Source organism: Neptunomonas sp. (genome assembly GCF_016744175.1).
GTDB lineage: Bacteria > Pseudomonadota > Gammaproteobacteria > Pseudomonadales > Balneatricaceae > Neptunomonas.
This window is the reverse complement of the sequence record NZ_JADGEV010000009.1, coordinates 53,084-79,721: the sequence shown is the minus strand read 5'-3', so window position 1 is coordinate 79,721 and position 26,638 is coordinate 53,084. Positions and strand designations below refer to the sequence as shown.

Here is a 26,638-nt window from a genome sequence, read left to right as displayed (position 1 = left end):
ATAAGGTCTGAATACATGCGAGGGCTAAACCGCATTAGTCGTTTCTTACTAAGGCTTATTATCCACCCAACGGTGGAGGGCAAACAACATTTAAAGCCAACAGAAAACACCCTCTTTGTCATCGAAACAGCCCGATATACCCATAGATTGCTATTAATTGAGCAATTGCGCCGCCAAGGAAATACACTTCCTGAGCAAAAAATCTTGTGCGCAGCACACAGCCACCAAGAAGATCTACGCAATCGTATCGAATCACAAGTAGACAAATTAAACTTTCTTGCACCCGAAAAAGATATCAAAATTGTTCCAATCTCTGTTTATCACGGCCGAATGCCACAACGAGAAACCTCTTACTTGAATCTGCTTTATGCTGAAAGTTGGAGTAAAGCAGGTATGTTAGGCCACTTTATGCAACTGCTGGTCAATGGCCGTCAAACACTAATACAAGTCGACCCCGCACTTTCATTAAAGCAACTTAAAACAGAGTCTCCACACCAACCAGCCGGCGTTATTGCCCATAAAGCTGTCCGCGTCTTCCATCACCATTTCTACCGCCGCCGACTCGCTATTATTGGTCCTAACTTATCCCATAGAAGCACGTTGTTCACACTCATTTTACGAGAACCTGCTGTCAAAGACGCGATAAAGCAATCCGCGTTAGAACAAAATCGTACAGTAGAGCAAATACATAATGATGCTAAGGTTTTGCTAAAGGGAATTGCAGCAAATTTCAGCCCTACAACCGCCCGTATCTTGGCCTCATTGCTGAACATATTTTGGAAAAAAATCTATAAAAACATCCACATAAAGGGCATTGAACGTGTACAACTATGTGCACCTGAAAACCAACTTGTTTACCTGCCTTGCCATCGCAGCCATATGGATTATGTCATGCTGTCTTCGCACTTATACCAACACGGTTTAATGATTCCTCATATTGCTGCAGGCGATAACCTCAACGCCCCTGTTTTAGGCAGCATTCTCAAACGCGGCGGCGCTATTTTCATGCGCCGTAGTTTTCGTGATGACCCTTTATACGCTCAATTATTCCAAAGCTATTTAGCTATTATGTCCAATAAAGGCCACTCTCTTGAATACTTTATTGAAGGAGGTAGAAGTAGAACAGGGCGCTTGCTCCCTGCCAAAACGGGACTGCTTTCCATGACATTGGAAAATCATTTAAATACTCCAGATAAGCCCGTAGCTTTAGTACCTGTATGGATAAGCTATGACAAGCTTGTCGAAAGCAAAAGCTACCAACAAGAATTGTTAGGCCGAAAAAAACGCAAAGAATCCTTCTTAGGTTTGCTAACGTCTCTGAAAGAATTCCGTCATCAGTTCGGAGACGCGGCTCTTAGTTTTGGAGAACCCATTTTGCTACAACAGGCTATCAATGACATGCCTGAAAACCTTGAACACCTCCCTGGGTCAACAAAACAATTCATGACCCAGCACATCAGCCAAGAAGTACTTCAACGTATTAATCAGTCAGCTTATGCCAATCAAACTGCAATATTAGCTACATTACTGTTAGCTAACCCCAAAAGGCAGCAAAGTATTGCCGAGTTGTCGGAGCAAGTAGATGAGTTAGTTGTTTTATTAGAGATGCTACCCAACCCACCTGTAGCCATCGCAAAAGGGTCTGCTAAGAAGTGGATAAAACAGGCATATAAACGTCGACAACTGAGCCGCTGTGAAGATCATATATTTTTGAGCGCCAGCCAAGCTCAGGAAATGACATTTTACCGCAATCAGCTTCATCATATGACGCTACTACCTGGGATATTTTTGCTGCTAGCTAAGCGATACCCCAAACCAATACCACAAACCTTGCCACGGCTTGTGAGTACGCTCTACCCCTACTTGAAAGCGGAACTATTCCTACCGTGGGATGCCTCAGAGTTGAAAACAGCATTAAAACAGCTCCGCTTACGTATGGAAAAGCGCGGTTTAATTACGCAGGATGCAAACATAATTAGAGTAATTGAAACACCGCTTTCTATTGCACTAATGCAAACAGCAGAACCCATATTGGTACGCTATTATATTGTGTTTCGTTTACTGTCTGTTGGAGCGGCTATGCCAATCACTGATTTAGTAAGCGAAAGTCAGCGCATTGCCACTCACTTACATCAAAAATTTGCTTTTAATTCACCTGAGTATGCAGACGAACAGGTATTAAACGTTTTTATAAAAACACTCGTACAGCAGAACGTATTTGCTGAAAAAGAGGGGCAAGTTAGTTGCCAGATAGAGAGTAAAGCCTTGCTAAAACGGGCGACTCAAATTTTAAACCCGCATTATGTTGGCGTGATAGAGCAGAACCTACACCCGCGCTAAGTAAGCGCGGACAGCCGTTAGATTTAACACACGCAAAACACATGAGCTTTTAACTATCAATAAGCTGGTTATCAAGCAACTCTACGCTAGCTTGGCTAACGCATAAATGTCGTAGCGGCTGGACTTCCCTTCTAACTGGTAGCTCGGTGCACGTCCCTCAATAAGTGGGGCTTTACGAGCTCGCTTAACGACAACACGCGCCGTAGCAACATCCAATGCAGCTTCCAAAAGAGATGAAGAGTCATGATCATCGCCTACTACATCTCGAAATATACGCATCTCTTTTTTCACGAGTGCTGATTTTTCAGCATGCGGAAACATAGGGTCCACATACACAACTTGGGGCGCTTCAATGGAGCTCATCAACTCAATCGAGTTACCATGTAACAACTTCATTTTTGAACAAACATCATAGACTTCATCATCCGACATCGCGCGTGACAGCCCGTCTTCTAACAAAGCATGAATAATTGGAGAACGCTCGATCATAGACACGTGACAACCCAACGTTGCCAGTACAAAGCTATCACGCCCTAAGCCCGCCGTCGCATCCAGTACGGTAGGACGAACACCACCTTTAACCCCTACGGCTTTGGCTATCATCTGACCTGCACCGCCGCCAAACTTCCTACGATGCGCTACGGTACCACTGAGAAAGTCTACCCAAACAGGTCCAGGAGCCTTCTTGCCCGTCGTTTGTAGTTTTACACCATCATAAGTGACATAAAGCAGCAAAGGATGAGCGCATCGAGAAGTATCAGAGATAACCAGCGCAGGTGCTAAACCAAGCTTCTTCGCAAGCATTGCCGCCTGACCAAACAAAGGCTTATCACTGGCAGCAACCTGGATACCCCCTACTAAATCAAACATTTACAGGCACATAAAAATAGACACCTAACAAGAAAACGCCCAAACACAATCGATAGATAACAAAAGGCAGCATGCCCGTACGATCCAGCAGCTTTAAGAAGAAATGAATACACGCCAGAGCACTCAGTGCTGACACAAGTACTCCCCCTATTACCATCTCCCACTGTGTAGCTGTTGCCGTTTGAAATAACTCTAAACTTTTATAACTACCCGCGGCCAGTATCACAGGAATCGACATCAAAAATGAGAAGCGTGCCGCGGCTTGGCGTGTAAAACCTAACATTAATGCTGCTGTAATAGTGATACCCGAACGTGAAGTACCCGGAATTAACGCCACGGCTTGCGCTAAACCAATGGTAATCGCATCACGCAGAGTAATTTCTTCTAGAGGTTTAACCTCTTTTCGGCTGATATCAGCCCACCACAACAATGCACCAAAAATTAGTGTAGTAGCTGCAATAACTAATATAGAGCGACCATATTGGTCGACTATATCATTGAGCATAAAACCAAAAACCAACGCTGGTACCGTCGCAAAAATAACAAACCAAGCAACACGCCCATCAACCGACCTAGCGCCTTTAAAGGAAGCAAAAAAAGCAACCAACATATTAACAATATCTTGGCGAAAGTAGATAACAACCGCCGCGAGTGTCCCCATATGCACACCAACATCAAACGCTAGCCCCTGATCCTCCCAACCCAGTAATTGAGAAGGAAGGATGAGGTGAGCAGAGCTTGATACCGGTAAAAATTCTGTTAGTCCTTGTATTAACGCAAGTACAACTGTTTGAACCCAATCCATTTATTGCTGATCCTTCTTTTTCCATGCGACGTTATCGCGTAAATATACGGGTAAAGCCAATTCAGGCGATACTGATTTTCCTTCCTGGTAATCCTTAATAGCCAAACGCACAATGCTAGAGGCTGTTGGGTAAGTGGTATTTTCATCAACCTCCTCCTGAAGCCCGCCTTCCACCGTAGTGATAAACTGCTTTACTTGATCAGACATCTTTTGCAGATAACGCCAGCCCGACCCCACTCCAGCCCACTCACTGGCATCTGGCAAACAAATATTCGCAGGCGCATCAACGCGCTCACTTTCCAGTAAAATAGGAAGCCCGTTTTCAAACTTATAAGCGGCCCAATAAACTTCATCCATGCGCGCATCCAAAGCAGCAATAACGTGTTGATCACCTGTTTTAAGATGGTGTGCCAATGCAATAGCAGCCAATGTAGAAATAGGTAACAGGTTCAACTCAGCTGAAAATGCCAAACCTTGAGCAACACCGGTAGCAATACGAATACCGGCAAAAGAGCCAGGCCCTCGCCCAAAGGCAATGGCATCTAGATCTGTTACTTTAAGGCCCGCATCATCCAACATCGCTTGGATCATCGGCAACAGTTGCTTAGTATGTTGTCTGGGGATAATTCTGAAATCCTCACGAATATCACCCGCCACATATAAAGCCACTGAACAGGCGTCAGTAGAGGTATCCAAGGCAAGAATTTTAGGCATTAACCCACTCCAATTTACAAAAGGGCCTATTCTAATCGTGCGACGACGGATTTTCATCACTTTGCAGCAAAGCATCACCCCAACGAGGCATAAAAGATTGCTCAATCCCTATTTGGGAGAGGATTCGAGCCACCACAAAGTCGATCATATCGTTAATTGTTTCAGGTTTATGGTAAAAACCAGGGCTCGCAGGCAGAATTACCGCGCCCATACGTGTCAGTTTCAGCATGTTTTCTAGATGAATTTCAGAGTACGGTGCCTCACGAGGCACCAACAGCAGTTGTCGACGTTCTTTTAAAGCAACATCAGCCGCTCGCTCTATCAAATTATTACTCGCACCTGTCGCTATAGCAGACAAGGTACCCGTGCTACAAGGGCACACCACCATAGTCGCTGGCGCACCCGAGCCGGAAGCAACCGGTGCCATCCACTGCTCACGTGAGAATACTTTAATTTGACCCGTTTTAGCGTTAAACAACTGAGTAAAATACACTTGCTGCGCAGCCGTTGCACCAGGAATAGTCAATTCGGTTTCTGTTGCTGCTACTACTTGTGCAGCACGGGAGATCATCAGTAGCACTTGTACATCAGCAGCCACCAAGCATTCCATTAGGCGCACCGCATACTGCACGCCTGATGCACCGGTAACCGCTAGAGTAACTCTTTGCGTAAACTCAGCCATGATTATTGCCCTCAGAGAAGCGCTCTTCCAGCGCAGTAATCAAACGCTGATGAATGCCTTCAAAGCCACCATTACTCATCACCACTACATGTGTTCCTTTGGTAACTGAAGCTTTTACAGTGCTGATAATATTATCAATACTGGTTGCTACACGCATTTTATCTTCGCGCCCACTTACAATATCATCCAGCGACCAACCCAAACCTGTAGGCTGATACCAAATGACTTCATCTGCCATTTCAGATGAATCAGCTAATGCAGCGCGATGCGCCCCTAATCTCATAGTGTTTGAGCGTGGCTCTATAATTGCAACAATGGTTTCACTACCCACTTGTGCTCGCAGCCCTTGTAGCGTTGTTGCTATGGCTGTGGGGTGGTGAGCAAAATCGTCATAAACAGTCACGCCTGCTACTTCAGCTAATTTTTCCATACGGCGCTTAACACCGCCAAAAACAGACAATGCTTCAACAGCATGATGAGGCTGCACGCCTACGTGGCGCGCTGCAATTAACGCCATCAAGCCATTTTCAACATTATGCAGCCCCGTCATACCCCAACAGATTTGGCCAAGGTTTTTACCTTCGTGCAAAATATTAAAAGTGCTGCCATCTTCGCTAACCAGTTGTGCAGACCATTCACCACCCTCACCAACCGATGCGTTGACTACCGGTGTCCAGCAGCCCATATCGATTACTTCTTTGATGGCTTCATTTTGTTGAGGAATAATTACCTGGCCATTAGCAGGAACAGTACGTACTACATGATGAAACTGTCGCTGGATAGCGGCTAAATCGGGGAAGATATCGGCGTGATCAAATTCAAGGTTATTTAGCACCAACGTACGAGGCCGATAATGTACAAATTTTGAACGCTTATCAAAAAAAGCGGTATCGTATTCATCTGCCTCAATAACAAAGAAAGGCGAACCACCCAAACGTGCTGACACCTCAAAATTATTCGGCACACCACCAATTAAATAACCCGGCTCCATACCCGCATATTCCAAAATCCACGCCAGCATCGAAGAAGTCGTTGTTTTGCCATGCGTACCCGCAATAGCTAGCACCCAACGCTCTTGGAGCACATGCTCACATAACCATTGAGGCCCGGAAATATAACGCAAACCTTTATCTAAAACATATTCTACGGCTGGGTTACCCCGTGACATCGCATTACCGATAATTACCAAATCTGGTTCAGGGCTGAGATGCTCCGATGAATACCCTTCCATTAACTCAATACCCTGAGCTTCTAACTGAGTGCTCATAGGTGGGTATACATTGGCATCTGAACCCGTCACTCGATAACCCAACTCGCGCGCCAATATAGCCAACGAACCCATAAAGGTTCCGCAGATACCCAGAACATGAATATGCAAAGTGTCACTCCTAAGAAACAATCAATAAATCAATTCAGATAATAATACCGGCAATTATGAAAAAAGGGCGCGATTTATAACCCTTTTTTGAACTTCATCACATGATTTTCCCATCTTAATCACGTAAAATTACTACAAAATTTGTTTCGCCCTTTTTTTAACATACTCAAAGGTATTATCCCCCATGCAACTGCTGAGCCAGTTTCTGAGACGCAACGACACTGACGAACAATTAATGGACCTGATTGCTACACTCATGGTCGCCTGTAAAGAGATCGCGTTACAACTGCGTGAAGGTGCATTAGCGGGAGTGCTCGGAACGACCGATATCACTAACGTTCAGGGAGAAACACAGAAGAAATTAGACGTGATTTCTAATGAGATCATGAAAACCGTCTTGCTTAACCACTCACTGGTGGCAGGCGTAGCTTCTGAAGAAGAAAGCGAATCTGTACCGGGTAACCCAGACGGCCGTTATTTAGTCGTTTTTGACCCTCTAGATGGTTCTTCAAATATTGATATCAATGTCTCTGTTGGTACTATATTTTCCATTCTTGAAGCGCCAAAAGACCAAGACTACAGCACTGAACATCCCTACCTACAAAGCGGTCGCAAACAGATCGCTGCGGGTTATGTTTTGTATGGACCTTCAGCCGTTTTAGTATTAACGACCGGAAAAGGTGTCAACATGTTTACCATGTCTCACACCGGTGATTTCTTACTAACACGTGAAAACGTTATGATTCCTGAAGAAACTCGTGAGTTTGCCATCAATATGTCAAACCACCGCTTCTGGGAACCGGCTATGCGTAACTACGTGGATGACTTGCTACTCGGTGCTGACGGTCCGCGTGAGAAAAACTACAACATGCGCTGGGTTGCTGCGATGGTAGCTGAAGTTCACCGCGTTCTTACTCGCGGCGGTATCTTCACTTATCCTTGGGATGCTCGCTCACCGAAGAAGCCGGGCAAATTGCGTCTAATGTACGAAGGCAACCCAATGAGCATGCTGATTGAGCAGGCTGGCGGATTAGCGACTAACTGCTACTCCGACATCATGGATGTAGAACCGGATGACATCCATGAACGTGTTTCTGTTTCATTAGGCTCGCGCAAAGAAGTTGAAGCGCTAATGGAATACCACGCACAAGTTGAAAGCACAAAAGAGGCATAATCATCTGATAGTCGTATACAAACTAACGCGTACGACTCTTATAATGACTGAATACAAAATTTTTATTTTTCAGAACAGGAAGGGAACGCATGAGCTTTGCAAAAGTGCCTGCTGGTAAAGATCTACCGAACGACATCTACGTGATCATCGAGATCCCGGCGGAAAGCTCCCCGGTAAAATACGAGATCGAGAAAGAAGAAGATGCGATCTTCGTTGACCGTTTCATGGCAGCACCTATGTTTTACCCTGCCAACTACGGCTATATCAACAACACACTGGCTGATGACGGCGATGCTGTTGACGTACTAGTGCTGACACCTTACCCAGTTATTCCAGGTTCTGTTATCCGTTGCCGTCCAATTGGTATCCTAAACATGACTGACGAAGCGGGCCAGGATGCTAAGCTGCTAGCAGTACCGCACGACAAGCTAACTAAAATGTACAAAGATGTTAACGACATCAGCGACCTGCCTGAAATGACACTTGCTCGTATCAAGCACTTCTTCGAGAACTACAAAGGCCTTGAAGAAGGTAAATGGGTTAAGCTTGATGGATGGGAAGGTGCTGACGCAGCACGTGCAGCTATCATTGATGGCGTTAAAATGTACGAAGCTGCTAAATAGTCATTACTTTTTAAACAGCGACACTAAAAAAGCCTCCTTATTAATAATGGAGGCTTTTTTTGTTTTCAGTACACATAAAAAAGAAATACGAGAAGCATATGTCTAAAAAAGTTTATTGTACTGCCCAATTTTTGCCAAAGTCGGGTAAAGAAGCAGAAGTTTTTGCAGCACTGCAAGCACTGGAACCTAATGCACAACGTGAAGACGGATGCCTTCAATATACGGTCACCCGCCGTATCGCCAACCCATTTGCAGAAGGCGAAAGCTACCCTATCGTGTTTCATGAAATATGGAGTGATATTGCAGCTTTTGAAGCACATTGCCAGCGTAAAGAGATTGTTGCATTTTTCGACACAAATTGTATTGCTGAAAATGGCACTGTTGATCAATGGAACGTCTGTGTTTACAGCGATGAACCTAACGACTTTGATGCACCAGTGCTATAACTACTATCTAATACAACGGACCACTCCGAGCTAATTATCTGTGAGTGCTCCGTTAGTCGTCTGATTTAAATTCTTTAGTCACTCTACGCACATACCACCAAACGCCCAAAACGACAGCCGGTAGCGAATATACCAAGCCATTGGTAGCCATCTCTTCTGTTTTACCTGAAGTAAGGTAATGAACCGTACGATCGATTAAATCAAACAAGTAATAAGTCACGACGATAATAGAAAACGTTTCCAATTTTGCTTGGAGTGTTAATTGACGGCGTGTCCGCTTATTCATCGAACTAAGCAAATCATGTACTTTTTGCTCAGTCGACAGATCAATTTTAGAGCGTAATAAATTACTGGCACGCGCAATACGCTGAGAGATACGATCTAGCCGCACAGATGCCGCTTTACACGTACGCATGGCAGGATCTACACGACGTTCAATAAACTGCTCAATAGTTTGTAGTCCCTCGATTCGTGTTTCTTCCAATTCAGAAATGCGCATTTTCACTACCGCATAGTACGCCTCTGAGGCAGAAAAACGGTGCGCGGTTTCTGCTGAAATTTCTTCTACTTTTGCAGCCATCACCATCAAAGCTGATAATGCTTCAGGCTCCTCCCCTGCCCCTAGATTACTTAAGTGGTTAGTAATCACTGATAACTCATTTCCTAAATTTGTTACCTGCTTCATAGCAGAACGGGCTGGAGACAAACCTAGCAAAGCAACAGCACGGTAAGTATCAATTTCACACAAGCGCTGAATCAATCGGCCGCACTGAAAACCATGTAAATGATGATCGTGCAACAAGATACAATTTAACCCGAACTCCCCTTGAGCCTTAAAATCAGTCCACAAGGTGGCTGACTTACGCATGACCTGCGAACCAATAGCCTGATTGTCACCAAAGACCCCATCTAAAACAGGATTCTCGCATAGAATAGCAACTTCAGCTTGTCCCTTAAAATCAGTCCACAACGTGGCAGCTTTTCGCATAATGTGTGAACCAATCGCTAAATTATCGGAAACAGAAGCTGAATCTTCTGATAATTCAGTTTCTTCTTGCGGTGCTTTAACCAGTATTTGTACGCCAGTAATAAGCTCTCCTACAACATGCTCATCCCAATCTTGTGGTATCCCCGGTATAGACTGCAGCCAATCTTGCTCCTCACCTCGATAGTAAAAAGTTAAGGTATAAAACTCGTTATGCGCTTCCCAGCGCAGTGATAACTGACCAACATCTTGGAAACCAAAAGTAGCATTCTCTGCAAGTGGCTTTGCACCACAGACCTCATACAAAGCAGAAACAGAATGAAGAACCTCCTCTACACTATGCTCAGCATTCATTACAGCAAAGTGCATCACTTTAAGAGGAGAACTCAACTGCTGAAAGGGGCGCGCATGCACTTCATCAGCAATCTCTTGACGCTGCGGATGGGACTTCACCAATAACCTCCTAGAAGAAAAATGCAGGTACTGATATAACTACTATCTATGAACCGTTACTCAATACCGCTATGATCACGACTAAAGTCTACACTATTTGGTCATTATGTATTTAAATCATAGACAACCACTATGCCTACTATTGCTACTATTGCTACTATTGCTACTGGTAGCGTTCATCAGTCCGTTTGCCAGCGCACGCAACTTATCTCCTGATCAAACCGTACTGATAGGTGGAGATTATAACTACCCTCCCTATGAGTTTCTCGATGATGGAGGCCAACCCAGTGGGTACAATGTCGAGCTAACACTCGCTATTGCAGAAGTGATGGGAATGAAAGTAGAGTTCATTTTTTCAGACTGGGCACAAGTTCGAAAATCTCTTAAAGAAGGCAACATCGATGCTTTACAAGGCATGGTCAACTCACCTGAACGACGCGAAACCTTTGACTTTAGTCCGCCACACGCCATTATTCATCAATCTATATTTGCACGACAAGGCACCCCGCGTGCCACTTCATTACAACAATTAAAAGACAAAGAAGTCGTCGTCCAAAAAAATGGCATTATGCATGACTACTTACTCCAAAATGATGTTGGCGCAAAACTCTTCACTGTCGAAACCCATGCCGATGCCTTACGCCAACTCGCTGCGGGCAAACATGACTATGCACTTGTTGCTAACTTACCAGGCTTATACCTTGGTAAAGAATTGGGACTGTCTAACATCATCCCTGTTGGCAAACCCTTTCAGGCACAACACTATGGATATGCCGTTCTTAAAGGTAACGAAGACTTACTCGCACAGTTTAGCGAAGGATTAGCTATTCTTAAAAATACTGGCCGCCAACAACTCATTTATAATAAATGGCTCGGACCACTGCAGGAAAAAAGTCTTCCCTGGAAACAGTTGGGTAAACTTGCTGCATTTTTTTCTGCCCTGTTATTACTGATTCTTGGCGGCAGTATCACCTGGAATCGCATGCTGAAACGCCAAGTCGATAAAAGAACAGCCGAGTTAGATATGCAGCAGCAACAGCTAATCCAAGCAGATAAAATGACTTCTCTGGGGATTTTGGTCTCAGGTGTAGCCCATGAAATAAACAACCCGACGGGGCTATTGCTGCTAAACATGCCCGTTATACAAGAAGCATGGCAAGACTGTGAAGAGATACTCGAGCAGCATTATGAGCAGCACGGCGATTTTTTGCTTGGAGGTCTAGCCTATTCTCAAATGCGCAACGAAATCCCTGTGCTAATGAGTGATATGCATGATGGTGCACGGCGTATAAAACGTATCGTTAATGACCTAAAGGACTTTTCCCGTCAAGAAAGCGAAGACATCTATGAAGCATTTGACCTGAACAAAGTGGTAACCACGGCCGTTAGGCTAGCCGAGAACTCAATTCACAACAGCACAGACAATTTTAGTTGCGATTACAGTGCCAAGCTTCCTACTATTTACGGCAACGCCCAAAGAATCGAGCAAGTTGTCATTAATCTGCTTCTGAATGCCTGCCAAGCATTACATGACCGTAGTAAAGCGATTGCAGTAAGCACCTACCTGATAAGTGAAACACAACAAATCTGTTTACAAATCAGCGATGAAGGCTACGGTATCGAAGCACGTAACTTATCTCGTCTACTTGATCCTTTTTTCACCACGAGGCGTGAACATGGCGGTACCGGGTTAGGTTTATCGGTTTCAAGCGGAATAGTACAAACACACGGCGGTACTCTACACTTTGATTCAATTCCTTCCCAAGGTACAACCGTCACTATGACATTGCCAATCAACGGAAAGAAAACATGATCAACCAAACGTTCTACCCTGAATTCGGCATACTACTGGTTGACGATGAAGCATCATTCCTACGTAGTTTAAGCATTACACTGGAACGCAATGGCGGCATTACTCATATTCATCGCTGCAGTGATAGCCGTAATGTTATGGACATTCTTCAACAAGAATCGATTGGTCTGATACTACTTGATCTTACTATGCCTCATATTTCGGGGCAGCAGCTTCTTCAAAGAATCACGGAGCAACATCCTGATATCTCGGTCATTATCATCAGCGGTTTAAACCACGTTGAATCTGCCGTTAAATGCTTACAACAAGGGGCATTTGATTACTTCGTAAAAACCAGTGAAGAAGGCCGCTTAATAGAAGGCATAAAGCGCGCCATCCGTATGCAAGAGATGCGCAGAGAGAACCAGGCACTAGGGCAGCGCATCCTCAACAATAACCTTGAAAACCCGCATGTCTTTGACCCAATTATTAGCTGTAGTAAGCAGATGCGGGCTGTCTTTCAATACCTTGAATCAGTAGCGCCAAGTAATCAGCCGTTACTGATCTGTGGGGAAAGCGGAACAGGTAAAGAATTACTGGCTAAAGCCGCGCATCAGCTCAGTAACCGAGCTGGGCCACTGGTGTCTGTTAATGTTGCAGGGCTGGATGACAATGTTTTTGCCGATACTTTATTTGGCCACCAGCGTGGCGCCTTTACCGGTGCCGAACGCAGCCGTGCAGGGTTAATAGAAGAAGCCGCCGGAGGCACACTGTTTCTCGATGAGATTGGAGATCTCAGCATGGCCTCGCAAGTAAAGTTGCTGCGTCTATTGCAAGAAGGCGAATATTATCCCTTAGGCAGTGACCGCCCTAAAAGAATCCGTGCGCGTGTGATTGTAGCAACTCATCAAGAATTACAGCAGCGCCAAGCAGAAGGGAGCTTTCGTCGCGACCTGTATTACCGCTTATGTACGCATCAAATTCATATTCCACCACTACGCCAACGCAAAGAAGATCTACCCTTACTGCTTGAGCACTTTTTAGCTCAGGCGGCACAAGAGATGGATAAACCCGTACCTAGCTACCCTCCGGAGTTACCCGTTTTATTAAGTAACTATAATTTTCCTGGGAATATTCGCGAACTACGCGCACTTATTTTTGATGCTCTCAGCCAACACCGCTCACACCTATTATCTATGGAGGTATTTCGCCAAGTAATAGGAAAAAACATTGAAATGACAGAACACCCAACGGACCAATTAAATAACAGCCCATCCCATTTCAATGCTGAGGAGCCTTTACCAACACTAGCGCAGATGGATAGCCTGCTCGTTGAAGAAGCATTACGCCGTGCTAATAACAATCAATCGTTGGCAGCGCGACTATTGGGTATCTCACAGCCAGCTCTTAGCAAACGACTTAAAAAAGCCCGACCAGGAGAATAAGGTGTTACTTGAAGGCTTAGAAACCCTGTATGTATTAGCGCAAGAAGGCACAATGGGTAAGGCTGGTAGCCGTCTGTATATTAGCCAATCAGCAGTGAGTAAGCGTATTGCTAACCTAGAGGCACGGCTGGGAAAAAAGCTGATAGAACCGCGTGGCCGACATATACAACTCACAGCAGAAGCTCGTGAACTGCTGGCTACCGCTGGGCCAGAGCTTGTCACATTAAAAGGCTTATTATTTGATCAACAGACGTTTACTGATGAGCGAACATTACAGATAGCCTGCTCTGAAACCGTACTGGCAGCTTATCTTGGCCCCTTGTTACGTGATTACCTAAAGCAAGATACCAGTCTTAATTTTCGTACACATCACACACCGGTTATTTTGGAACAAGTACGCGCGGGTGACGCAGCCTTAGGTATCTGTGCAGGCCGTTTGCCTGCCGCTAACGATTTGCAGATTGATAAATTATTAGAAGAGCCTTTTGTTCTGGTCTACCCTCAAGCAGTCAATTTTGAGCAACAGCTAAAAGTATTAACAATCGATCTACAGAACCCAGCAAATCGTTACTTACAAGCTCAATTATTACAGAGCAACCTGCAACCTATGATGCAAATGGACTCATACTTTGCCGTTGCGCAGTTAGGTATAGATGGTATTGCCCCCGCATTAATCCCACGCGGACTGATCAACATCATGCGGATTCCACCCAACCTCATTCACTCGCCACCTGTAGCACTCAGCCGACCCGTTCACCTTTGTTACCGACCCAGCAGTCTAAAACGTGAACGCATTGCACGTTTACAATCACAATTGAAACAGCACTTTTTTCAGTACACATAACTTAAAATCTGACCGAGCAACTGGCTATCGCCTTTCTGGTACTGATCAAAGAGCAGTTTTGCAGACATCACCAAGGTTACAACAACAATTAAAGGGCGCACTAAACTCACACCTTTACTCACTACCATTCTCGCCCCCAGCTGACCACCTACCAGCTGACCGGCCGCCATTATAAACCCCGCTATCCAGATAATATTGCCGCCCATAGCAAAGAAAATAAGCGAAGCTATATTTGATGTAAAGTTCAATACTTTAGTATGCGCTGTAGCACGAGCCATACTGAAACCCAGTAAAGACACAAAGGCCACCGCAAAAAAAGTACCCGTACCTGGGCCGAAAAAACCATCATAAAAACCAATCGCGAAGGTAAACACAAACGCAAATAGTGCATTACCGATTTTTCTATCTCGGTCTTCATCACCCATTCGCTTAGAAAACATAAAGTACAAAGCAATAAGCACGAGTAACACAGGCATAACGGCTGACAACAAACTGGCATCCAGCTGCTGTACCAGTAACGTGCCCACTACAGCTCCCCAAAAAGTACAGACGATCATTAGTTTCATCTGTGATAGATCAACCAGTTTTTTACGCACGAAGTAAACAGACGCCGCCAAAGTACCAAAGCTTCCTTGTAGTTTATTTGTCGCCAATGCTTCTACTGGGCTCATACCAGTCGCCAATAACACGGGCAGTGTAATAAGGCCTCCACCTCCAGCAATAGCGTCAATCATACCGGCACCAAAGCCCGTTAAGATCAATACAATGATGAGCGTTATATCTAGTTCCATCGTCGTTCCCTTATCCAAGAGCCCGCACTCTACCAGCCAAACACCTACCACTAACAGAGAAACCCACGCAAACAATCTATAACTATTAGGAATAGATAAGCCTTGTACACACTTATATATCGACTTTCTAAAAGTACTCACTCATAACCATCCCCTATAACAAAAGTTATAACCATAACGCCTGTTATATCCACTCGTATCTCGCACTAACACTGCTCTACAGCTCAATACTAGCGACGATTTACCTTTCATCCTATAACCAAAGTTATAACGATTTGTATCAAATAAACTCAATAAAAAAAACCATAAAACTCTTTAGAAACAATAATTTAAATAAACACAAAACAACTGGCATCAGACTTGCTCTATTAATAAGCACGGTAATCAACAACTAATAATAAAAAGAGCTATTCATACTCATGACGCACTCAGCCTCAGCAGCGGCCGCTATTACAACCGCCACACGCACAGAGAAAGATCTACTCGGTGAAGCCGATATTCCAGCAACAGCATATTACGGAATCCAAACCTGGCGAGCACAACAAAATTTTGACTTAAGCGGAGTCACACTGAACCACTTTCCTCAACTGGTTCGCGCGTTGGGAATGGTCAAGCAAGCAGCAGGCCGTGCCAATCTTCAACTGGGTTACCTGGAACCTAGCCGGGCAAAACCTATCGATGCGGCTTGCCAACAGGTCATTGATGGTAAATATCACGACCAATTCATTGTCGACATGATTCAAGGCGGTGCTGGCACCTCAACCAATATGAACGCTAATGAGGTTATCGCTAACGTCGCTCTGGAATTGATGGAACACGATAAAGGCAGCTATCAACAGCTGCACCCCAACAATGACGTCAATATGTCTCAGTCTACCAATGACGCCTACCCCACCGCTGTACGAGTCGCCATTTTGCTTAGCCACGCCGACCTAGTAACTGCCTTACGCTCGTTACAACAAGCACTGGTTGTTAAAGCTACTGAGTTTTCTGATGTCATTAAGATGGGCCGTACGCAGCTGCAAGATGCCGTTCCTATGACCCTAGGTCAGGAGTTTCAGAGTTGGGCTTCCACACTGGGTGAAGATGTTGAACGTATTGCCGGTCTTGCTGAGCTACTGCATGAAATCAACCTTGGCGGTACAGCAATAGGAACCGGTATCAATGCAGATGAGCGCTACGGAAAATGCGCGGTATCTCAACTTGCACGCATCAGCGGCTTTCCCTTAATCCAAGCCACCGACTTGATTGAAGCCAGCTCAGACATGGGCGCATTTGTATTGTTCTCCAGCATGCTAAAGCGGCTAGCTATCAAGCTCTCCAAAATTTCCAACGACTTGCGCCTGCTGAGCATGGGCCCACGAGCTGGACTAAACGAGATCAACTTACCCCCACAGCAACCCGGCAGCTCAATTATGCCCGGGAAAATCAACCCGGTTATCCCTGAGGCAGTCAACCAAGTGGCCTACCAAGTTATGGGGAATGACCTAGCGGTATCTTTTGCAGCAGAAGCTGGCCAGTTACAACTTAACGCGATGGAACCGCTGATTGCCTACAACGTATTGGAATCAATCCGTCTACTAAGCAAAGCCATGCCAATGCTACAGCACCGCTGCATTAGTGGCATTACCGCCAATGTTGAGGTCTGTCGAGCACAAGTAGATAACAGCATTGGTGTGGTGACGGCTCTTAACCCGCATATCGGATATGAAAATGCCACGCGGCTAGCCAAGGAAGCCCTTGCCACCGGTCGCAGTGTCATTGACTTAGTTCGTGAAGAGCAACTTCTCTCTGACGAGCAATTACACGACATCCTTAAACCAGAAAATATGATTCGTCCGGGGCGCTAGTAAAGCGCTCTAAAAAACTGAATGAAAGCTAAAAAACAATGATAAAAAACTAATAGAGGCTTATTTATGTCCACTACAACAGCACAACAAAGCGGAGGCTGGAGCAATCTAGCTCTGTGGAAAAAAATTCTTATCGGCATGGTCGCCGGTATCATTGTCGGCGCCATCATGGGGCCTAATGCAGAGATGCTAAAACCCATCGGTACATTGTTTATCAATGCTATCAAGATGTTGATTGTTCCATTGGTATTCTGCTCTTTGGTCGTGGGCGTTACCGCGATGCAAGACAGCGCAAAAATGGGCCGCATGGGTATTAAGTCGATTATTATTTACCTATTAACGACAGCGGTAGCTATCACCATTGGCTTGGGCTTAGGTACAATTTTAGCCCCTGGTGATGGCCTTAATATGGTCGCTGATGCTAACGCTGCCGCAGTTGCTAAAGATGCTAAAGATGCTCCCAGCCTAGTCTCTACCATTATTAACCTAATCCCTAAAAACCCAATTGAAGCACTTGCTGGCGGTAAGATTCTACAGATCATCGTCTTTGCTTTAGGTTTAGGTATTGCACTGAACATGATCGGTGAAAAAGGAGAACCTGCCATCAAGCTTTTTAACAGCCTTGCTGAAGCAATGTTCAAACTAACTGAACTTGTAATGAAGTTTGCACCGTACGGCATCTTTGCGCTGATGGCTTGGGTAGCAGGAAAATACGGTATGGACGTTCTACTACCGCTATTTAAAGTGATTGGTGCCGTTTACATCGGCTGCATAATACACGTATTGGTGGTTTACAGCGGTGCAATTGCTTTTATCGCGCGCCTAAGCCCTGTTCAATATCTTAAAGGGATTGTTAACGCACAAATGATGGCGTTCTCCTCTACCAGCAGCTCAGGCACACTGCCTGTTAGTATTCGCTGCGCCCGTGAAAATTTAGGTGTTTCCAAAGGAACCGCCAGCTTTGTTCTGCCATTAGGCGCAACGATTAACATGGACGGTACCGCTCTTTACCAAGGTGTAGCCGCTTTGTTTGTTGCTCAAGCTTTTGGTATTGACCTTAGCACTGGCGACTACCTCACCATCATTGCTACTGCAACACTGGCTTCTGTCGGCACTGCAGGTGTACCTGGTGCGGGTTTAATCATGCTGTCACTTGTATTAACGACTGTTGGCCTACCAATGGAAGGCTTAGCTATTATCGCGGGTATTGACCGTATTCTTGATATGGCGCGCACCTCTGTCAACGTATCAGGCGACTTAATGGTTTCTGTATTAATTGCCAAGTCCGAGAACGAGTTAGATGAGTCTATCTATAACGCAGTAGAGCCTGTCACTGAACAGGAAGGCGTTAACGCTTAGTAACTCAACACAATAAACAGTTCGCATTTATGCGGGCTGTTTATCTTTCGTCATCATCTGTGCGCACTTTTCTCTTAACATCTCCCTGAAAGCTATTACCGCAGGAGTCACTTGCTTTCTACTTGGGCAAAGTAAATAGAGTTCAACAGGGGGTGATTGAAATCCTGAAAGTAACTGTATTAGTTTTCCATTGCGTAAATCAGATGAGATATCTATCTGAGATCTATAAGCAATACCCTTTCCAGCAATAGCCCAGCGTCTAACAATGTCAGTGTCATTACTGACTCTGTTACTGCCTACCTTCACTCTGTAACTACCCGAGTGATTCGTATACCCCCAGTTGTTGAAGAGTCGACCACCAAGTCTGTAGAGCAAACAATTATGTTGTCTTAAATCCTCTGGGTTTGAGAGTTCACCACACTGCGATAAGTAGGAAGGGATGCTATTAACTGCTTTAGGCAATGACGATGAGCACAGCTTTACACTTGACCTACCGTCCGCTATTCGTCTTTATGAAGAGCGTGATGAACTGCGCTGTACAAAGTGGAGAAATGCGTTTTTACACTACTCTCCCTGAATGCTACCTAGTTGTCATACGCTTACTGCAAGTTTTTTGAACTCTACTATAATAAATAATCTTAGCAACTGTATAATTTGTCAGGAAAAAAATGGACGCCGTAAATAATTCTGAATTAAGTGTGCTGTTGGTAGAATCGTCTCCAATGCAGAGAAAGGTTATTTTAAAAAAACTGGATCAAGAAGGCGTTACTAACGTTGAATTTGCTTCGAATAAAAAGCAAGCGCTGGCCACAATCACTAAATATCCTCCTGATTTAATCATATCCAATTTGTATTACGAAGATGGTACAGCAATAGAATTACTACAAATGCTACGAAAGAAGGAGGAGGAGCTTTCCGCCATACCATTTATTTTGATTTCTAGTGAGAAGCGCAGAGAACAGCTGGAAATATTTAAGCAATCGGGGATTTTAGCTATTCTGCATAAACCTTTTGAGCAACAAGTATTGCAAAGAGCTTTACGTTCAGCGATGACGTTTCTCAACCGAGAAGATCTTTATTTAGAGAACTACGATGTCAATAATTTAAGAGTAGCCTTAGTGGATGATAGCAAGTTAGCTCGTAAAGCTATTGCCCGCGCGCTAAATAATTTGGGATTAAATAATATAACTGAATTTGAAGATGGCTGTCACGCTATTGATTATTTGAAAACACAAGAAATAGATTTTCTTGTGACTGATTATAATATGCCCCAGGTCAATGGTATTCAACTAACCGAATATTTGCGCAAGTCTCCCGAAAATTCTCATGTGCCGGTGTTAATGGTGACTTCAGAAGCCAAAGATAGCCATTTGAACAAAGTGCGCGATGCGGGAGTCGATGCTATCCTTGATAAGCCTTTTGATACGACTAAGATTAAATCGATTATAGTAAAAATGTTTCAAAATTAAGTTTTCTTTATTTCAATCGTTGTTTTTCATTCAGCTGCCTAGTACTTCTGCTACCCGTAAACGCAAACGAGGAACTAGCGTCTCTTCAAACCATGGATTCTTACTCAGCCAAATATTATTTCTTGGGCTTGGATGAGGAAGAGGAACCACGGCGGGCCAGTATGACTGCCATGCTTGAACAGTCGCTGTTAACGAGGAAGGTTTCTTATCAAGGTGATATTTTTGAGCATATTGCCCTACCAAAAGAGTCACCTCTAACTGTGGTAGATGCGCTAGCAGTTTTTCTCGCCAAGCAGGTGCGCATTCGGGGCGCGGGGCAAGATCGCCAGACTTACCCGTACCCGGAAAGCAAAAGCCCATTGGCAAAATGGCTACCTTCTCTGGATCATAAAAAACATCTTTCGTGACCCCCAACCACTCTCGTAGCCGATCTCCACTCGCATCATCAAAAGGCACACCCGACTCATGCACTTTTCTTCCCGGAGCTTGACCCACAATCAACACCTTCGCTTGAGGGCTGATCTGTAAGACGGGTCGAACGCCATGCTCTAAGTGCTCTGCACAAAGCGTACATGAGCGTACTTGCGCCAATAAATATTCAAATGATGTCATTTGTCGGCCCCTTTAAAAACAGCTCTACGTCATGCACCTAACCTAGGTTACTCTTCGGGAATAAGCAGGCCACGCTGCACAGCAGGACGCTCCAAGAATGCGGTTAAAGCTCGATTCACATGCAAAAAATCATTAATCCCGACAAGATCCTCCGTATCATAGAAGCTAACCAAATTACGAATCCAAGGAAAGGTTGCTATATCAACTATCGAGTACTCATCACCTAGCATCCAAGTACTATCTGCTAGCCTTTGGTTCAGTACGCCCAGCAAACGCCGCGACTCATTTATATAACGATCACGCGGGCGCTTATCTTCGAAATCTTTGCCTGCAAACTTATTAAAAAAACCTACCTGCCCAAACATCGGGCCAACCCCGCCTACCTGAAACATTAACCACTGCATCGCTTGTGCCCGCTCATGAGGGTTATCGGGCATTAATTGTCCAGACTTATCTGCAAGATAAATCAGGATAGCAACCGACTCAAACAACGCCAGAGGTTTATCAGACGGTCCATTAGGATCAATAATCGCAGGGATTTTGTTATTTGGATTTAACGATAAAAATTCAGATGAGTTTTGGTCATTACTAGAAAAATTCACACGGTGAGCTTCATAAGGCTCACCAATCTCTTCAAGCATAATAGATACTTTCACACCATTGGGGGTCGGTAGTGAATAAAGCTGTAAACGTTCAGGATAAAGTGCCGGCCATTTAGCCGTAATTGCAAAGTTACTTAGATCTGATTCATGTAAATCGGACATTACCTAATCCTTAATAGGAAAACATTATAAAACTGACAAGGCCATTTCGGAACCTACCAATAATCCAAGCCCTTCGGGTGCCGGTGATGGACAGCATCGCGCACTCACAGCTTCAGCCAAATCGCTAACCGCCGGCGTAAAGTACACTTTAACCTCACAATGTAACCGTCCTTCTGCTTCATGGCGGATGTAGATAGCCATATCATCAGGGAAGCCCGCTTTTTTATAGGCGGCTAAAAAGAGCGCTTTTATATGATCAAGCTCCTCATCGACTAACATGGCATCACCTAGATTTTTAACTCGCCAAGTATGCATTTAATGGCTCATATCTTGAGCTTTCACTCGAATATGCCCACCTTTAGCCTTCCCCAGATCAACCTGCAAGCGTTTCTCAGTCCAACCATGTACTTTATCGTGCGCCTCAATATACACAGTAGTGACTTCTTCGGGGATTTCTACGCTGTTAATACCACGCGTAAAAGGTTGTTCATCTACATGGGGGTGAAATAACACTCGATCACCCAAAACATTGCCGTCTTCATCCACTACGCGCCAATTATCAGCATAATGGTCCCATCCGGAATCATCATGCTTGAGTGTTACATTCACCGCCCAATGATCACCGCCCGCGCTACGAAAGTCAGCCATGACAATATTTACATCATCTGCTACTGCGAAATTCATAACGCTCAAGAGCCCGCAACCAATAAAGGCTGCCACCCACTTTCTATTATATCGACTCAACATAGCTTGCCTCATACTCTCTTTGTCTAGCTCGTTGTATTGATTAAGCACACTCATTACGCACCTAACTCACTGGATTCTTGCGAAGTTATTTCTACAATAAAGCTAGGATCAAAGTTAAGGTTTTCATTCACTCCAGCTTGCGCATAACCACGCGGATTGCAAACAACTCTCGTCCCCTTTATAGAATAATCAAAACTGTCATGGGTGTGTCCATGAATCCACAAAGCGGTACGAGCACCATCAAACAGCCATTCGGCCTCAGAAACAAAACATGTATTCAGGTGTGAATCAGCAAAACGCGGATGAATGCTCTTAGCCGAAGGTGAGTGATGAGTTATTACTACTGTTGGCCCTAAAAACACCTCGGCTAACTTATTATCTAACCAGCAAGCATGGTGGTTAAACTGTGATGCAGAGTCCTGCGGTGTAAACAGTTCACCGGTGTCGTCAACCGTAATGCGGCTAAAATCCCTAATCATGAGCATTGCTGAATCAACAGCAATATCACGTTGTTTACCTGATTCACCGAATAATAAAAAATCAGTCCATAGCGTTGTCCCAAGAAAACGCACACCCTCTATTTCTAAAGCGTCATCGCATAAAACATGTACATTGCTATTAAGGGACAACTGCTTAAGCTCATAAATAGACGCTGCAATACTGCTGCCATAAAACTCATGGTTACCCGGCACATAAATTACAGGTTTGGTAATTTGTTTAGCCCATTTTATGGCCTCTTTAGGGCGAGCAATATCTCCAGCAAGCACCACTAAATCAGCCTCCGTCACAGGGACGTCAAACGGACTGGCGCTTAAATGTAGGTCCGAAAGAATATGCAGTTTCATAGATATGACTCTCTAGACATAATTAAACTACCCATCAAAGCCTGCTAGAGCTTAGTGTCCGAAAATAGACCAACCCGTGTGTTGAACAAGTATTTCCAATGCCTTTGTTCCCAGCTTACTATTGCCAATATCATCAAGGCCTGGAGACCAAACAGCAATGGACGCCTTCCCCGGTGCTATCGCTAATATCCCACCGCCCACACCACTTTTTCCTGGCAACCCTACTCGGTACGCAAACTCTCCCGAACCATCATAATGACCACACATTAACATTAAGGAGTTGATACGACGTGCTCGTTGTGGCGTTACAACCCTGACACCCGTACTAAGGTTCATACCATCAGAGACTAAAAATTTTCCTGCATTAGCTAGCTGTGTACAGCTCATCGCAATAGCACATTGATGAAAGTAGGTGCCCAGCACGTTCTCGACAGGGTGCTTTATACGTCCAAACGATGCCATAAAGTGCGCTAACGAGGCGTTCCGATCACGATGAAGCAACTCAGATTGCGCCACCTTTTCATCAAAGAAAATACGCTCGTCATTGGCAACAAATCTTACAAACTGAAGAATCTCGGCCAGTGTTTCTTTTGGCTGATGACCCATCATAATAGCATCGACAATAGCGATAGCACCTGCATTGATAAATGGGTTACGTGGCTTACCCGCTTCATGCTCAAGCTGCACAATGGAGTTAAACGGATCACCTGAGGGCTCACGCCCCACATGTGACCAAACAGCATCACCAATCTTGCCTAACGCCATGGTCAGGGTGAAAACCTTTGAGATACTCTGAATAGAAAACGACTTGTCTGCACACCCCGCACTAAACTGACGTCCATCAGGCAGTACAACCGCAATGCCAAATTGGTTGGGGTCAATACTAGCAAGTTGCGGGATATAATCAGCAACTTGGCCTCGATCATCCCTAAGGGCCATTTTTGCTGCGATCTCGTCCAGAATATCCTGCATGCCCTTCACACCCAAAAATTATAAATATGTTGACCGACAACCCGATAAAATCACGTGTAATAGTCTTGCTACTTCTCTATTAACGCTAATACTGTTGATCGGTTAAAGCCTTTTAACACTTCACCATTAATGAGGATGATAGGAACACCACCTCCACCCAACCGCTGGTACTGAGCATTTCCTTCCTCTGAGCTTTCAATATCATACTCAAAGTAAGAGATCCCTTTTTCATCAAATAGTTCGCGAGCTTTCTTACAAAAGGGGCACCATTGCGTTGAATAAAGTACGGCTGTCTCCTCATGCGCAGCAGAAAAATTAGGAGGAGGGCTAAATACATTTCGAATATCACGCCATTCGCTTACAACAATAATGGCTAACACAACAATAAAAAATTTCTTCATACGTCAGGCTTCATTTTTAAAACTCTGTATTTCACTTTCCGTTAGAAAACGCCAGGAACCAATATCGACATCCAAGCTCACATCACCAATTTTTTCTCGATGAAGCCCCTCAACTCGATTCCCTATGGCAGCAAACATACGCTTAACTTGATGAAACTTACCTTCGGTAATAGTTAATAGCACCTCTCTAGGATTCACAATTTCTAATACCGCAGGCAAGGTTAACGACGCTTCACCTTGCAACTGAACTCCGTGTAGAAATTTTATTGTGACATCCTCAGCGACAGTATCACGCAGGTTCACACGGTATACTTTTGCACACTGTTTTTTTGGCGTTGTAATATTGTAAGACCAACGCCCATCATCTGTTACAAAAACGAGCCCTGTAGTATCAGCGTCCAAACGCCCTACAAAATGTAGGTCACGTGATTTATCAATATCCACATGATTAAGTAACGAAGGGTAAACGTCATCCACATTAGAACAAACGGTATCTAATGGTTTATGAATCATAATATAACGTGATGCTCGAGCGGTTAGGAGCTTACCACTTAACGTTATTCTGTTATTTTCATGAACTTGAGTTGCCTCATCTTTAATAACTTCACCATTCACCAACACCTTACCAGAATGAAGTACAGCCGTAGCTTCGGTTCTTGCTAACTCGGTGCTTTTACAAATAAATTTATCGAGGCGCATATATCTCTTTAATTAAATTGATACGTTCTGTTGTGAACATTACCCAGAAAAAATAATCAGTCTTTCTTGCTCTTCATCTTAACTGTAACCCAGACAACATAAGATGTCAGGAAAGCAGCCCACAGCGTGAGTCGAAGAAGTATTGAAGCGAATGAAATAATCCTTTATACATAAGCGCAATCCACTCATTACAACAGAGTCACAAAAAACAACATGTCAGAATCTAATACACCTCAACAAGAAGTATTTTTGGCTTTCCAAGTTATCCCACGATTAAAAGAAGGAAACAACTTTGAAGTTGTCGATAAGGCAATAGCTGTTGTAAAAGCTGCCGATGTGCCTTACCAAGTAGGTGCGATGGAAACAACAATGAAAGGAGAGCTAAACCAACTTCTTGATATTGTTAAAGCAGCTCAGCAAGCCTGTTATGAAGCAGGAGCATTAGAAGTAATTACTAACATCAAGATTCACAGTAAAACCTCTGCAGCAACAGATACCTTTTGTACTTATGATCGAGGGGTAACAGCAGCAAATCACATGTTTGTAGATAAGTAATAATAAGGATGGCGCATAATATGCTTTTTATTATGCCGCCTCCCACCCATATTCCGGAAAAAAAGAACATTCATTCATTGCGTAATGAAGTCTTCTTTAAGCTCACCAAATACAATACCCCTATTCATACACCCAGTCTTAATGCGTGACATGAATGTCACTAGAAAAATAGCTTTTCATCCAGTCATAAAGCTTATCGGCAGACACATCAACCAAAGGAACATGCTCAAATTGCTCCTTAGGATCTTGTTCTTTAAACGTAAATTGATAACTAATAATATCTGCTTGTTGATCATGTAATATGAGAATAATACGCTTCCCGCTTCTCAAACAGTCAATAGTCATGACATCAGCAGCAATTCCACTCTTACGCATTTGTTGGCTTACACCAACAATCGGGTCTATGTTTTTGAAATCATGCTTGATACGAGTGTGAGCCTCGGTCGCATTATCACACAGTTGTTTAAGGTGCTTATCAGTCAAAGGGACGTCCTATACGAGTATTGATATTTTTTTGCTTACGGTTCTAAAAATCTAATCCAGAGATCATGTTCCTAGCAACAATAATAGTGGATAAAGTAATCACCACCATAATGGTACTAATAATTCCGGTTCGGTTTGATTTCAGCCAACCAAGAACCCCGATCGACAATACAAACAAAAGAAAAGCTGACGTTGCAGCAGAAGTACTAAAATTTCTGATTCGTCCAATTTTATTAAGAGCCTCTTCTGTAAAGCTTTCAATGCCTACTAACCGTAAGCTAATCGAAACATCAATGTACAACGCAATTAAGAACAACAAAGTAGTCACAATGAAAAGCAGGTAGTTAACAGTGGCCACTAAACGTTGATCCTTACCACGAATAATTTGTACGGCAATAGACAAAGAAAACCCCGCCATCAAACTACTGATATACGCAACTTGGCCAGACCTGAGTTCAAGAATTTCATTCATCATAATGAGGCATCTTTAAAAAGTTGGATTATAAGGTATAACCTTTTATTTCAAGTGAGGCCAGTTTG

Annotated in this window: 29 protein-coding genes; 11 read left to right on the top strand and 18 right to left on the bottom strand. The window is 44.1% G+C overall.

The genetic code is table 11. The annotated features are described in order from the left end of the window. Positions 1–15: 15 nt before the first annotated feature. Entirely contained in the window at positions 16–2,340 is a 2,325-nt protein-coding gene (plsB, locus tag QZZ55_RS06020; RefSeq protein ID WP_293266354.1) for a glycerol-3-phosphate 1-O-acyltransferase PlsB, read from the top strand. 81 nt (positions 2,341–2,421) lie between these two features. Here the strand turns inward: plsB and QZZ55_RS06015 are convergent, their stop codons facing one another. Genes QZZ55_RS06015 through mpl form a run of 5 tightly spaced genes read right to left on the bottom strand, consistent with a single transcriptional unit; the run spans position 2,422 to position 6,789 of the window. Then, a complete protein-coding gene (locus QZZ55_RS06015; protein ID WP_293266352.1) occupies positions 2,422–3,210 on the bottom strand; it encodes a class I SAM-dependent methyltransferase in 789 nt (262 codons plus the stop codon). Then, entirely contained in the window at positions 3,203–4,015 is an 813-nt protein-coding gene (locus QZZ55_RS06010) for an undecaprenyl-diphosphate phosphatase (protein ID WP_293266350.1), read from the bottom strand. Before QZZ55_RS06010 ends, QZZ55_RS06015 begins: the two co-directional genes overlap by 8 nt. Beyond that, complete coding sequence (gene tsaB / locus QZZ55_RS06005; RefSeq protein WP_293266348.1) at positions 4,016–4,729, bottom strand: tRNA (adenosine(37)-N6)-threonylcarbamoyltransferase complex dimerization subunit type 1 TsaB; 714 nt, start codon at positions 4,727–4,729, stop codon at positions 4,016–4,018. Positions 4,730–4,760: 31 nt separating this feature from the next. After that, on the bottom strand, positions 4,761–5,411 hold the full coding sequence (locus tag QZZ55_RS06000) for a flavin prenyltransferase UbiX (protein WP_293266346.1): 651 nt from the start codon (positions 5,409–5,411) through the stop codon (positions 4,761–4,763). Further along, positions 5,404–6,789, bottom strand: coding sequence for a UDP-N-acetylmuramate:L-alanyl-gamma-D-glutamyl-meso-diaminopimelate ligase (mpl, locus tag QZZ55_RS05995; protein WP_293266344.1), 1,386 nt, complete (start codon positions 6,787–6,789; stop codon positions 5,404–5,406). Before mpl ends, QZZ55_RS06000 begins: the two co-directional genes overlap by 8 nt. 184 nt (positions 6,790–6,973) lie before the next feature. Here mpl and QZZ55_RS05990 point away from each other — a divergent pair, with 184 nt between their 5' ends. The 3 genes from QZZ55_RS05990 (at position 6,974) to QZZ55_RS05980 (ending at position 9,032) form a co-directional block, all read left to right on the top strand. Next, positions 6,974–7,963: a class 1 fructose-bisphosphatase gene (locus tag QZZ55_RS05990; RefSeq protein ID WP_293266342.1), complete on the top strand. Its 990-nt coding sequence runs from the start codon at positions 6,974–6,976 to the stop codon at positions 7,961–7,963. Positions 7,964–8,052: 89 nt separating this feature from the next. Next, on the top strand, positions 8,053–8,586 hold the full coding sequence (gene ppa / locus QZZ55_RS05985) for an inorganic diphosphatase (RefSeq protein ID WP_293266340.1): 534 nt from the start codon (positions 8,053–8,055) through the stop codon (positions 8,584–8,586). Between the two features lie 98 nt (positions 8,587–8,684). Continuing rightward, positions 8,685–9,032, top strand: a complete 348-nt coding sequence (locus tag QZZ55_RS05980) for a putative quinol monooxygenase (RefSeq protein ID WP_293266338.1) — start codon at positions 8,685–8,687, stop codon at positions 9,030–9,032. A gap of 52 nt (positions 9,033–9,084) precedes the next feature. Here the strand turns inward: QZZ55_RS05980 and QZZ55_RS05975 are convergent, their stop codons facing one another. Then, on the bottom strand, positions 9,085–10,470 hold the full coding sequence (locus QZZ55_RS05975; RefSeq protein ID WP_293266336.1) for a DUF3422 domain-containing protein: 1,386 nt from the start codon (positions 10,468–10,470) through the stop codon (positions 9,085–9,087). Positions 10,471–10,612: 142 nt separating this feature from the next. Here QZZ55_RS05975 and QZZ55_RS05970 point away from each other — a divergent pair, with 142 nt between their 5' ends. The 3 genes from QZZ55_RS05970 to QZZ55_RS05960 are packed head-to-tail and all read left to right on the top strand — an operon-like array spanning position 10,613 to position 14,551. Beyond that, positions 10,613–12,283, top strand: coding sequence for a transporter substrate-binding domain-containing protein (locus tag QZZ55_RS05970; RefSeq protein ID WP_293266334.1), 1,671 nt, complete (start codon positions 10,613–10,615; stop codon positions 12,281–12,283). Further along, the gene (locus QZZ55_RS05965; RefSeq protein ID WP_293266332.1) at positions 12,280–13,707 is read left to right on the top strand and encodes a sigma-54 dependent transcriptional regulator; all 1,428 of its coding nucleotides are present in this window, start codon (positions 12,280–12,282) and stop codon (positions 13,705–13,707) included. Before QZZ55_RS05970 ends, QZZ55_RS05965 begins: the two co-directional genes overlap by 4 nt. A 1-nt stretch (position 13,708) precedes the next feature. Next, on the top strand, positions 13,709–14,551 hold the full coding sequence (locus QZZ55_RS05960; RefSeq protein WP_293266330.1) for a LysR family transcriptional regulator: 843 nt from the start codon (positions 13,709–13,711) through the stop codon (positions 14,549–14,551). Here the strand turns inward: QZZ55_RS05960 and QZZ55_RS05955 are convergent. Then, positions 14,539–15,483, bottom strand: a complete 945-nt coding sequence (locus tag QZZ55_RS05955) for a TSUP family transporter (protein WP_293266328.1) — start codon at positions 15,481–15,483, stop codon at positions 14,539–14,541. The genes QZZ55_RS05960 and QZZ55_RS05955 overlap by 13 nt on opposite strands. A gap of 278 nt (positions 15,484–15,761) precedes the next feature. Here QZZ55_RS05955 and QZZ55_RS05950 point away from each other — a divergent pair, with 278 nt between their 5' ends. Continuing rightward, on the top strand, positions 15,762–17,192 hold the full coding sequence (locus tag QZZ55_RS05950) for an aspartate ammonia-lyase (RefSeq protein WP_293266326.1): 1,431 nt from the start codon (positions 15,762–15,764) through the stop codon (positions 17,190–17,192). 66 nt (positions 17,193–17,258) lie between these two features. Continuing rightward, the gene (locus tag QZZ55_RS05945; RefSeq protein ID WP_293266324.1) at positions 17,259–18,551 is read left to right on the top strand and encodes a dicarboxylate/amino acid:cation symporter; all 1,293 of its coding nucleotides are present in this window, start codon (positions 17,259–17,261) and stop codon (positions 18,549–18,551) included. Positions 18,552–18,578: 27 nt separating this feature from the next. Here QZZ55_RS05945 and QZZ55_RS05940 read toward each other — a convergent pair whose 3' ends face one another. Further along, positions 18,579–19,013: a substrate binding domain-containing protein gene (locus QZZ55_RS05940; protein ID WP_293266322.1), complete on the bottom strand. Its 435-nt coding sequence runs from the start codon at positions 19,011–19,013 to the stop codon at positions 18,579–18,581. A gap of 206 nt (positions 19,014–19,219) precedes the next feature. Between QZZ55_RS05940 and QZZ55_RS05935 the strand changes: the two genes are divergently transcribed. Continuing rightward, positions 19,220–20,020 carry a response regulator gene (locus QZZ55_RS05935; protein ID WP_293266320.1) on the top strand — a complete coding sequence of 267 codons (801 nt, stop codon included), beginning with the start codon at positions 19,220–19,222 and terminating at the stop codon, positions 20,018–20,020. A 30-nt stretch (positions 20,021–20,050) separates the two neighbouring features. Here QZZ55_RS05935 and QZZ55_RS05930 read toward each other — a convergent pair whose 3' ends face one another. The 8 genes from QZZ55_RS05930 to QZZ55_RS05895 all read right to left on the bottom strand — a co-directional run bounded on the left by QZZ55_RS05930 (position 20,051) and on the right by QZZ55_RS05895 (position 25,060). Beyond that, positions 20,051–20,632: a uracil-DNA glycosylase family protein gene (locus QZZ55_RS05930; RefSeq protein WP_293266318.1), complete on the bottom strand. Its 582-nt coding sequence runs from the start codon at positions 20,630–20,632 to the stop codon at positions 20,051–20,053. Positions 20,633–20,679: 47 nt separating this feature from the next. Continuing rightward, the gene (locus QZZ55_RS05925) at positions 20,680–21,396 is read right to left on the bottom strand and encodes a glutathione S-transferase N-terminal domain-containing protein (RefSeq protein WP_293266316.1); all 717 of its coding nucleotides are present in this window, start codon (positions 21,394–21,396) and stop codon (positions 20,680–20,682) included. Positions 21,397–21,420: 24 nt separating this feature from the next. Then, a complete protein-coding gene (locus tag QZZ55_RS05920; protein WP_293266314.1) occupies positions 21,421–21,711 on the bottom strand; it encodes a hypothetical protein in 291 nt (96 codons plus the stop codon). Further along, positions 21,712–22,197, bottom strand: coding sequence for a hypothetical protein (locus tag QZZ55_RS05915; protein WP_293266312.1), 486 nt, complete (start codon positions 22,195–22,197; stop codon positions 21,712–21,714). Next, positions 22,197–22,988: a metallophosphoesterase gene (locus QZZ55_RS05910; protein WP_293266310.1), complete on the bottom strand. Its 792-nt coding sequence runs from the start codon at positions 22,986–22,988 to the stop codon at positions 22,197–22,199. Before QZZ55_RS05910 ends, QZZ55_RS05915 begins: the two co-directional genes overlap by 1 nt. A gap of 51 nt (positions 22,989–23,039) precedes the next feature. After that, entirely contained in the window at positions 23,040–23,960 is a 921-nt protein-coding gene (locus QZZ55_RS05905) for a glutaminase (RefSeq protein ID WP_293266308.1), read from the bottom strand. Positions 23,961–24,028: 68 nt separating this feature from the next. Continuing rightward, entirely contained in the window at positions 24,029–24,361 is a 333-nt protein-coding gene (locus QZZ55_RS05900; RefSeq protein WP_293266306.1) for a glutaredoxin family protein, read from the bottom strand. A 3-nt stretch (positions 24,362–24,364) separates the two neighbouring features. Next, positions 24,365–25,060, bottom strand: a complete 696-nt coding sequence (locus QZZ55_RS05895; protein ID WP_293266304.1) for a pseudouridine synthase — start codon at positions 25,058–25,060, stop codon at positions 24,365–24,367. 213 nt (positions 25,061–25,273) lie between these two features. On the opposite strand from QZZ55_RS05895, the gene QZZ55_RS05890 reads away from it, so the two are divergent. Then, the gene (locus QZZ55_RS05890) at positions 25,274–25,615 is read left to right on the top strand and encodes a thiamine-binding protein (RefSeq protein ID WP_293266302.1); all 342 of its coding nucleotides are present in this window, start codon (positions 25,274–25,276) and stop codon (positions 25,613–25,615) included. Between the two features lie 138 nt (positions 25,616–25,753). Here the strand turns inward: QZZ55_RS05890 and QZZ55_RS05885 are convergent, their stop codons facing one another. Together QZZ55_RS05885 and QZZ55_RS05880 are read right to left on the bottom strand one after the other, a co-directional pair. Then, the gene (locus tag QZZ55_RS05885) at positions 25,754–26,098 is read right to left on the bottom strand and encodes a hypothetical protein (RefSeq protein ID WP_293266300.1); all 345 of its coding nucleotides are present in this window, start codon (positions 26,096–26,098) and stop codon (positions 25,754–25,756) included. A 43-nt stretch (positions 26,099–26,141) separates the two neighbouring features. Next, positions 26,142–26,573 (bottom strand): hypothetical protein, encoded by a 432-nt coding sequence (locus QZZ55_RS05880; protein WP_293266298.1) that lies wholly within the window; start codon positions 26,571–26,573, stop codon positions 26,142–26,144. Positions 26,574–26,638 lie beyond the last annotated feature (65 nt).

What these genes read in the sequence shown, in the direction of transcription:
- QZZ55_RS05900 (WP_293266306.1), bottom strand. Translation starts at nt 24,361, where the DNA reads ATGAAGAAATTTTTTATTGTTGTGTTAGCCATTATTGTTGTAAGCGAA.
- QZZ55_RS06010 (WP_293266350.1), bottom strand. Translation starts at nt 4,015, where the DNA reads ATGGATTGGGTTCAAACAGTTGTACTTGCGTTAATACAAGGACTAACA.
- QZZ55_RS05910 (WP_293266310.1), bottom strand. Translation starts at nt 22,988, where the DNA reads ATGAAACTGCATATTCTTTCGGACCTACATTTAAGCGCCAGTCCGTTT.
- QZZ55_RS05880 (WP_293266298.1), bottom strand. Translation starts at nt 26,573, where the DNA reads ATGATGAATGAAATTCTTGAACTCAGGTCTGGCCAAGTTGCGTATATC.
- QZZ55_RS05950 (WP_293266326.1), top strand. Translation starts at nt 15,762, where the DNA reads ATGACGCACTCAGCCTCAGCAGCGGCCGCTATTACAACCGCCACACGC.
- QZZ55_RS05935 (WP_293266320.1), top strand. Translation starts at nt 19,220, where the DNA reads ATGGACGCCGTAAATAATTCTGAATTAAGTGTGCTGTTGGTAGAATCG.
- plsB (WP_293266354.1), top strand. Translation starts at nt 16, where the DNA reads ATGCGAGGGCTAAACCGCATTAGTCGTTTCTTACTAAGGCTTATTATC.
- QZZ55_RS05965 (WP_293266332.1), top strand. Translation starts at nt 12,280, where the DNA reads ATGATCAACCAAACGTTCTACCCTGAATTCGGCATACTACTGGTTGAC.
- QZZ55_RS05925 (WP_293266316.1), bottom strand. Translation starts at nt 21,396, where the DNA reads ATGTCCGATTTACATGAATCAGATCTAAGTAACTTTGCAATTACGGCT.
- QZZ55_RS05895 (WP_293266304.1), bottom strand. Translation starts at nt 25,060, where the DNA reads ATGCGCCTCGATAAATTTATTTGTAAAAGCACCGAGTTAGCAAGAACC.
- tsaB (WP_293266348.1), bottom strand. Translation starts at nt 4,729, where the DNA reads ATGCCTAAAATTCTTGCCTTGGATACCTCTACTGACGCCTGTTCAGTG.
- QZZ55_RS05945 (WP_293266324.1), top strand. Translation starts at nt 17,259, where the DNA reads ATGTCCACTACAACAGCACAACAAAGCGGAGGCTGGAGCAATCTAGCT.
- QZZ55_RS05915 (WP_293266312.1), bottom strand. Translation starts at nt 22,197, where the DNA reads ATGAGTGTGCTTAATCAATACAACGAGCTAGACAAAGAGAGTATGAGG.
- QZZ55_RS05990 (WP_293266342.1), top strand. Translation starts at nt 6,974, where the DNA reads ATGCAACTGCTGAGCCAGTTTCTGAGACGCAACGACACTGACGAACAA.
- QZZ55_RS06015 (WP_293266352.1), bottom strand. Translation starts at nt 3,210, where the DNA reads ATGTTTGATTTAGTAGGGGGTATCCAGGTTGCTGCCAGTGATAAGCCT.
- QZZ55_RS05890 (WP_293266302.1), top strand. Translation starts at nt 25,274, where the DNA reads ATGTCAGAATCTAATACACCTCAACAAGAAGTATTTTTGGCTTTCCAA.
- QZZ55_RS06000 (WP_293266346.1), bottom strand. Translation starts at nt 5,411, where the DNA reads ATGGCTGAGTTTACGCAAAGAGTTACTCTAGCGGTTACCGGTGCATCA.
- ppa (WP_293266340.1), top strand. Translation starts at nt 8,053, where the DNA reads ATGAGCTTTGCAAAAGTGCCTGCTGGTAAAGATCTACCGAACGACATC.
- QZZ55_RS05920 (WP_293266314.1), bottom strand. Translation starts at nt 21,711, where the DNA reads ATGCATACTTGGCGAGTTAAAAATCTAGGTGATGCCATGTTAGTCGAT.
- QZZ55_RS05980 (WP_293266338.1), top strand. Translation starts at nt 8,685, where the DNA reads ATGTCTAAAAAAGTTTATTGTACTGCCCAATTTTTGCCAAAGTCGGGT.
- QZZ55_RS05930 (WP_293266318.1), bottom strand. Translation starts at nt 20,632, where the DNA reads ATGACATCATTTGAATATTTATTGGCGCAAGTACGCTCATGTACGCTT.
- QZZ55_RS05905 (WP_293266308.1), bottom strand. Translation starts at nt 23,960, where the DNA reads ATGCAGGATATTCTGGACGAGATCGCAGCAAAAATGGCCCTTAGGGAT.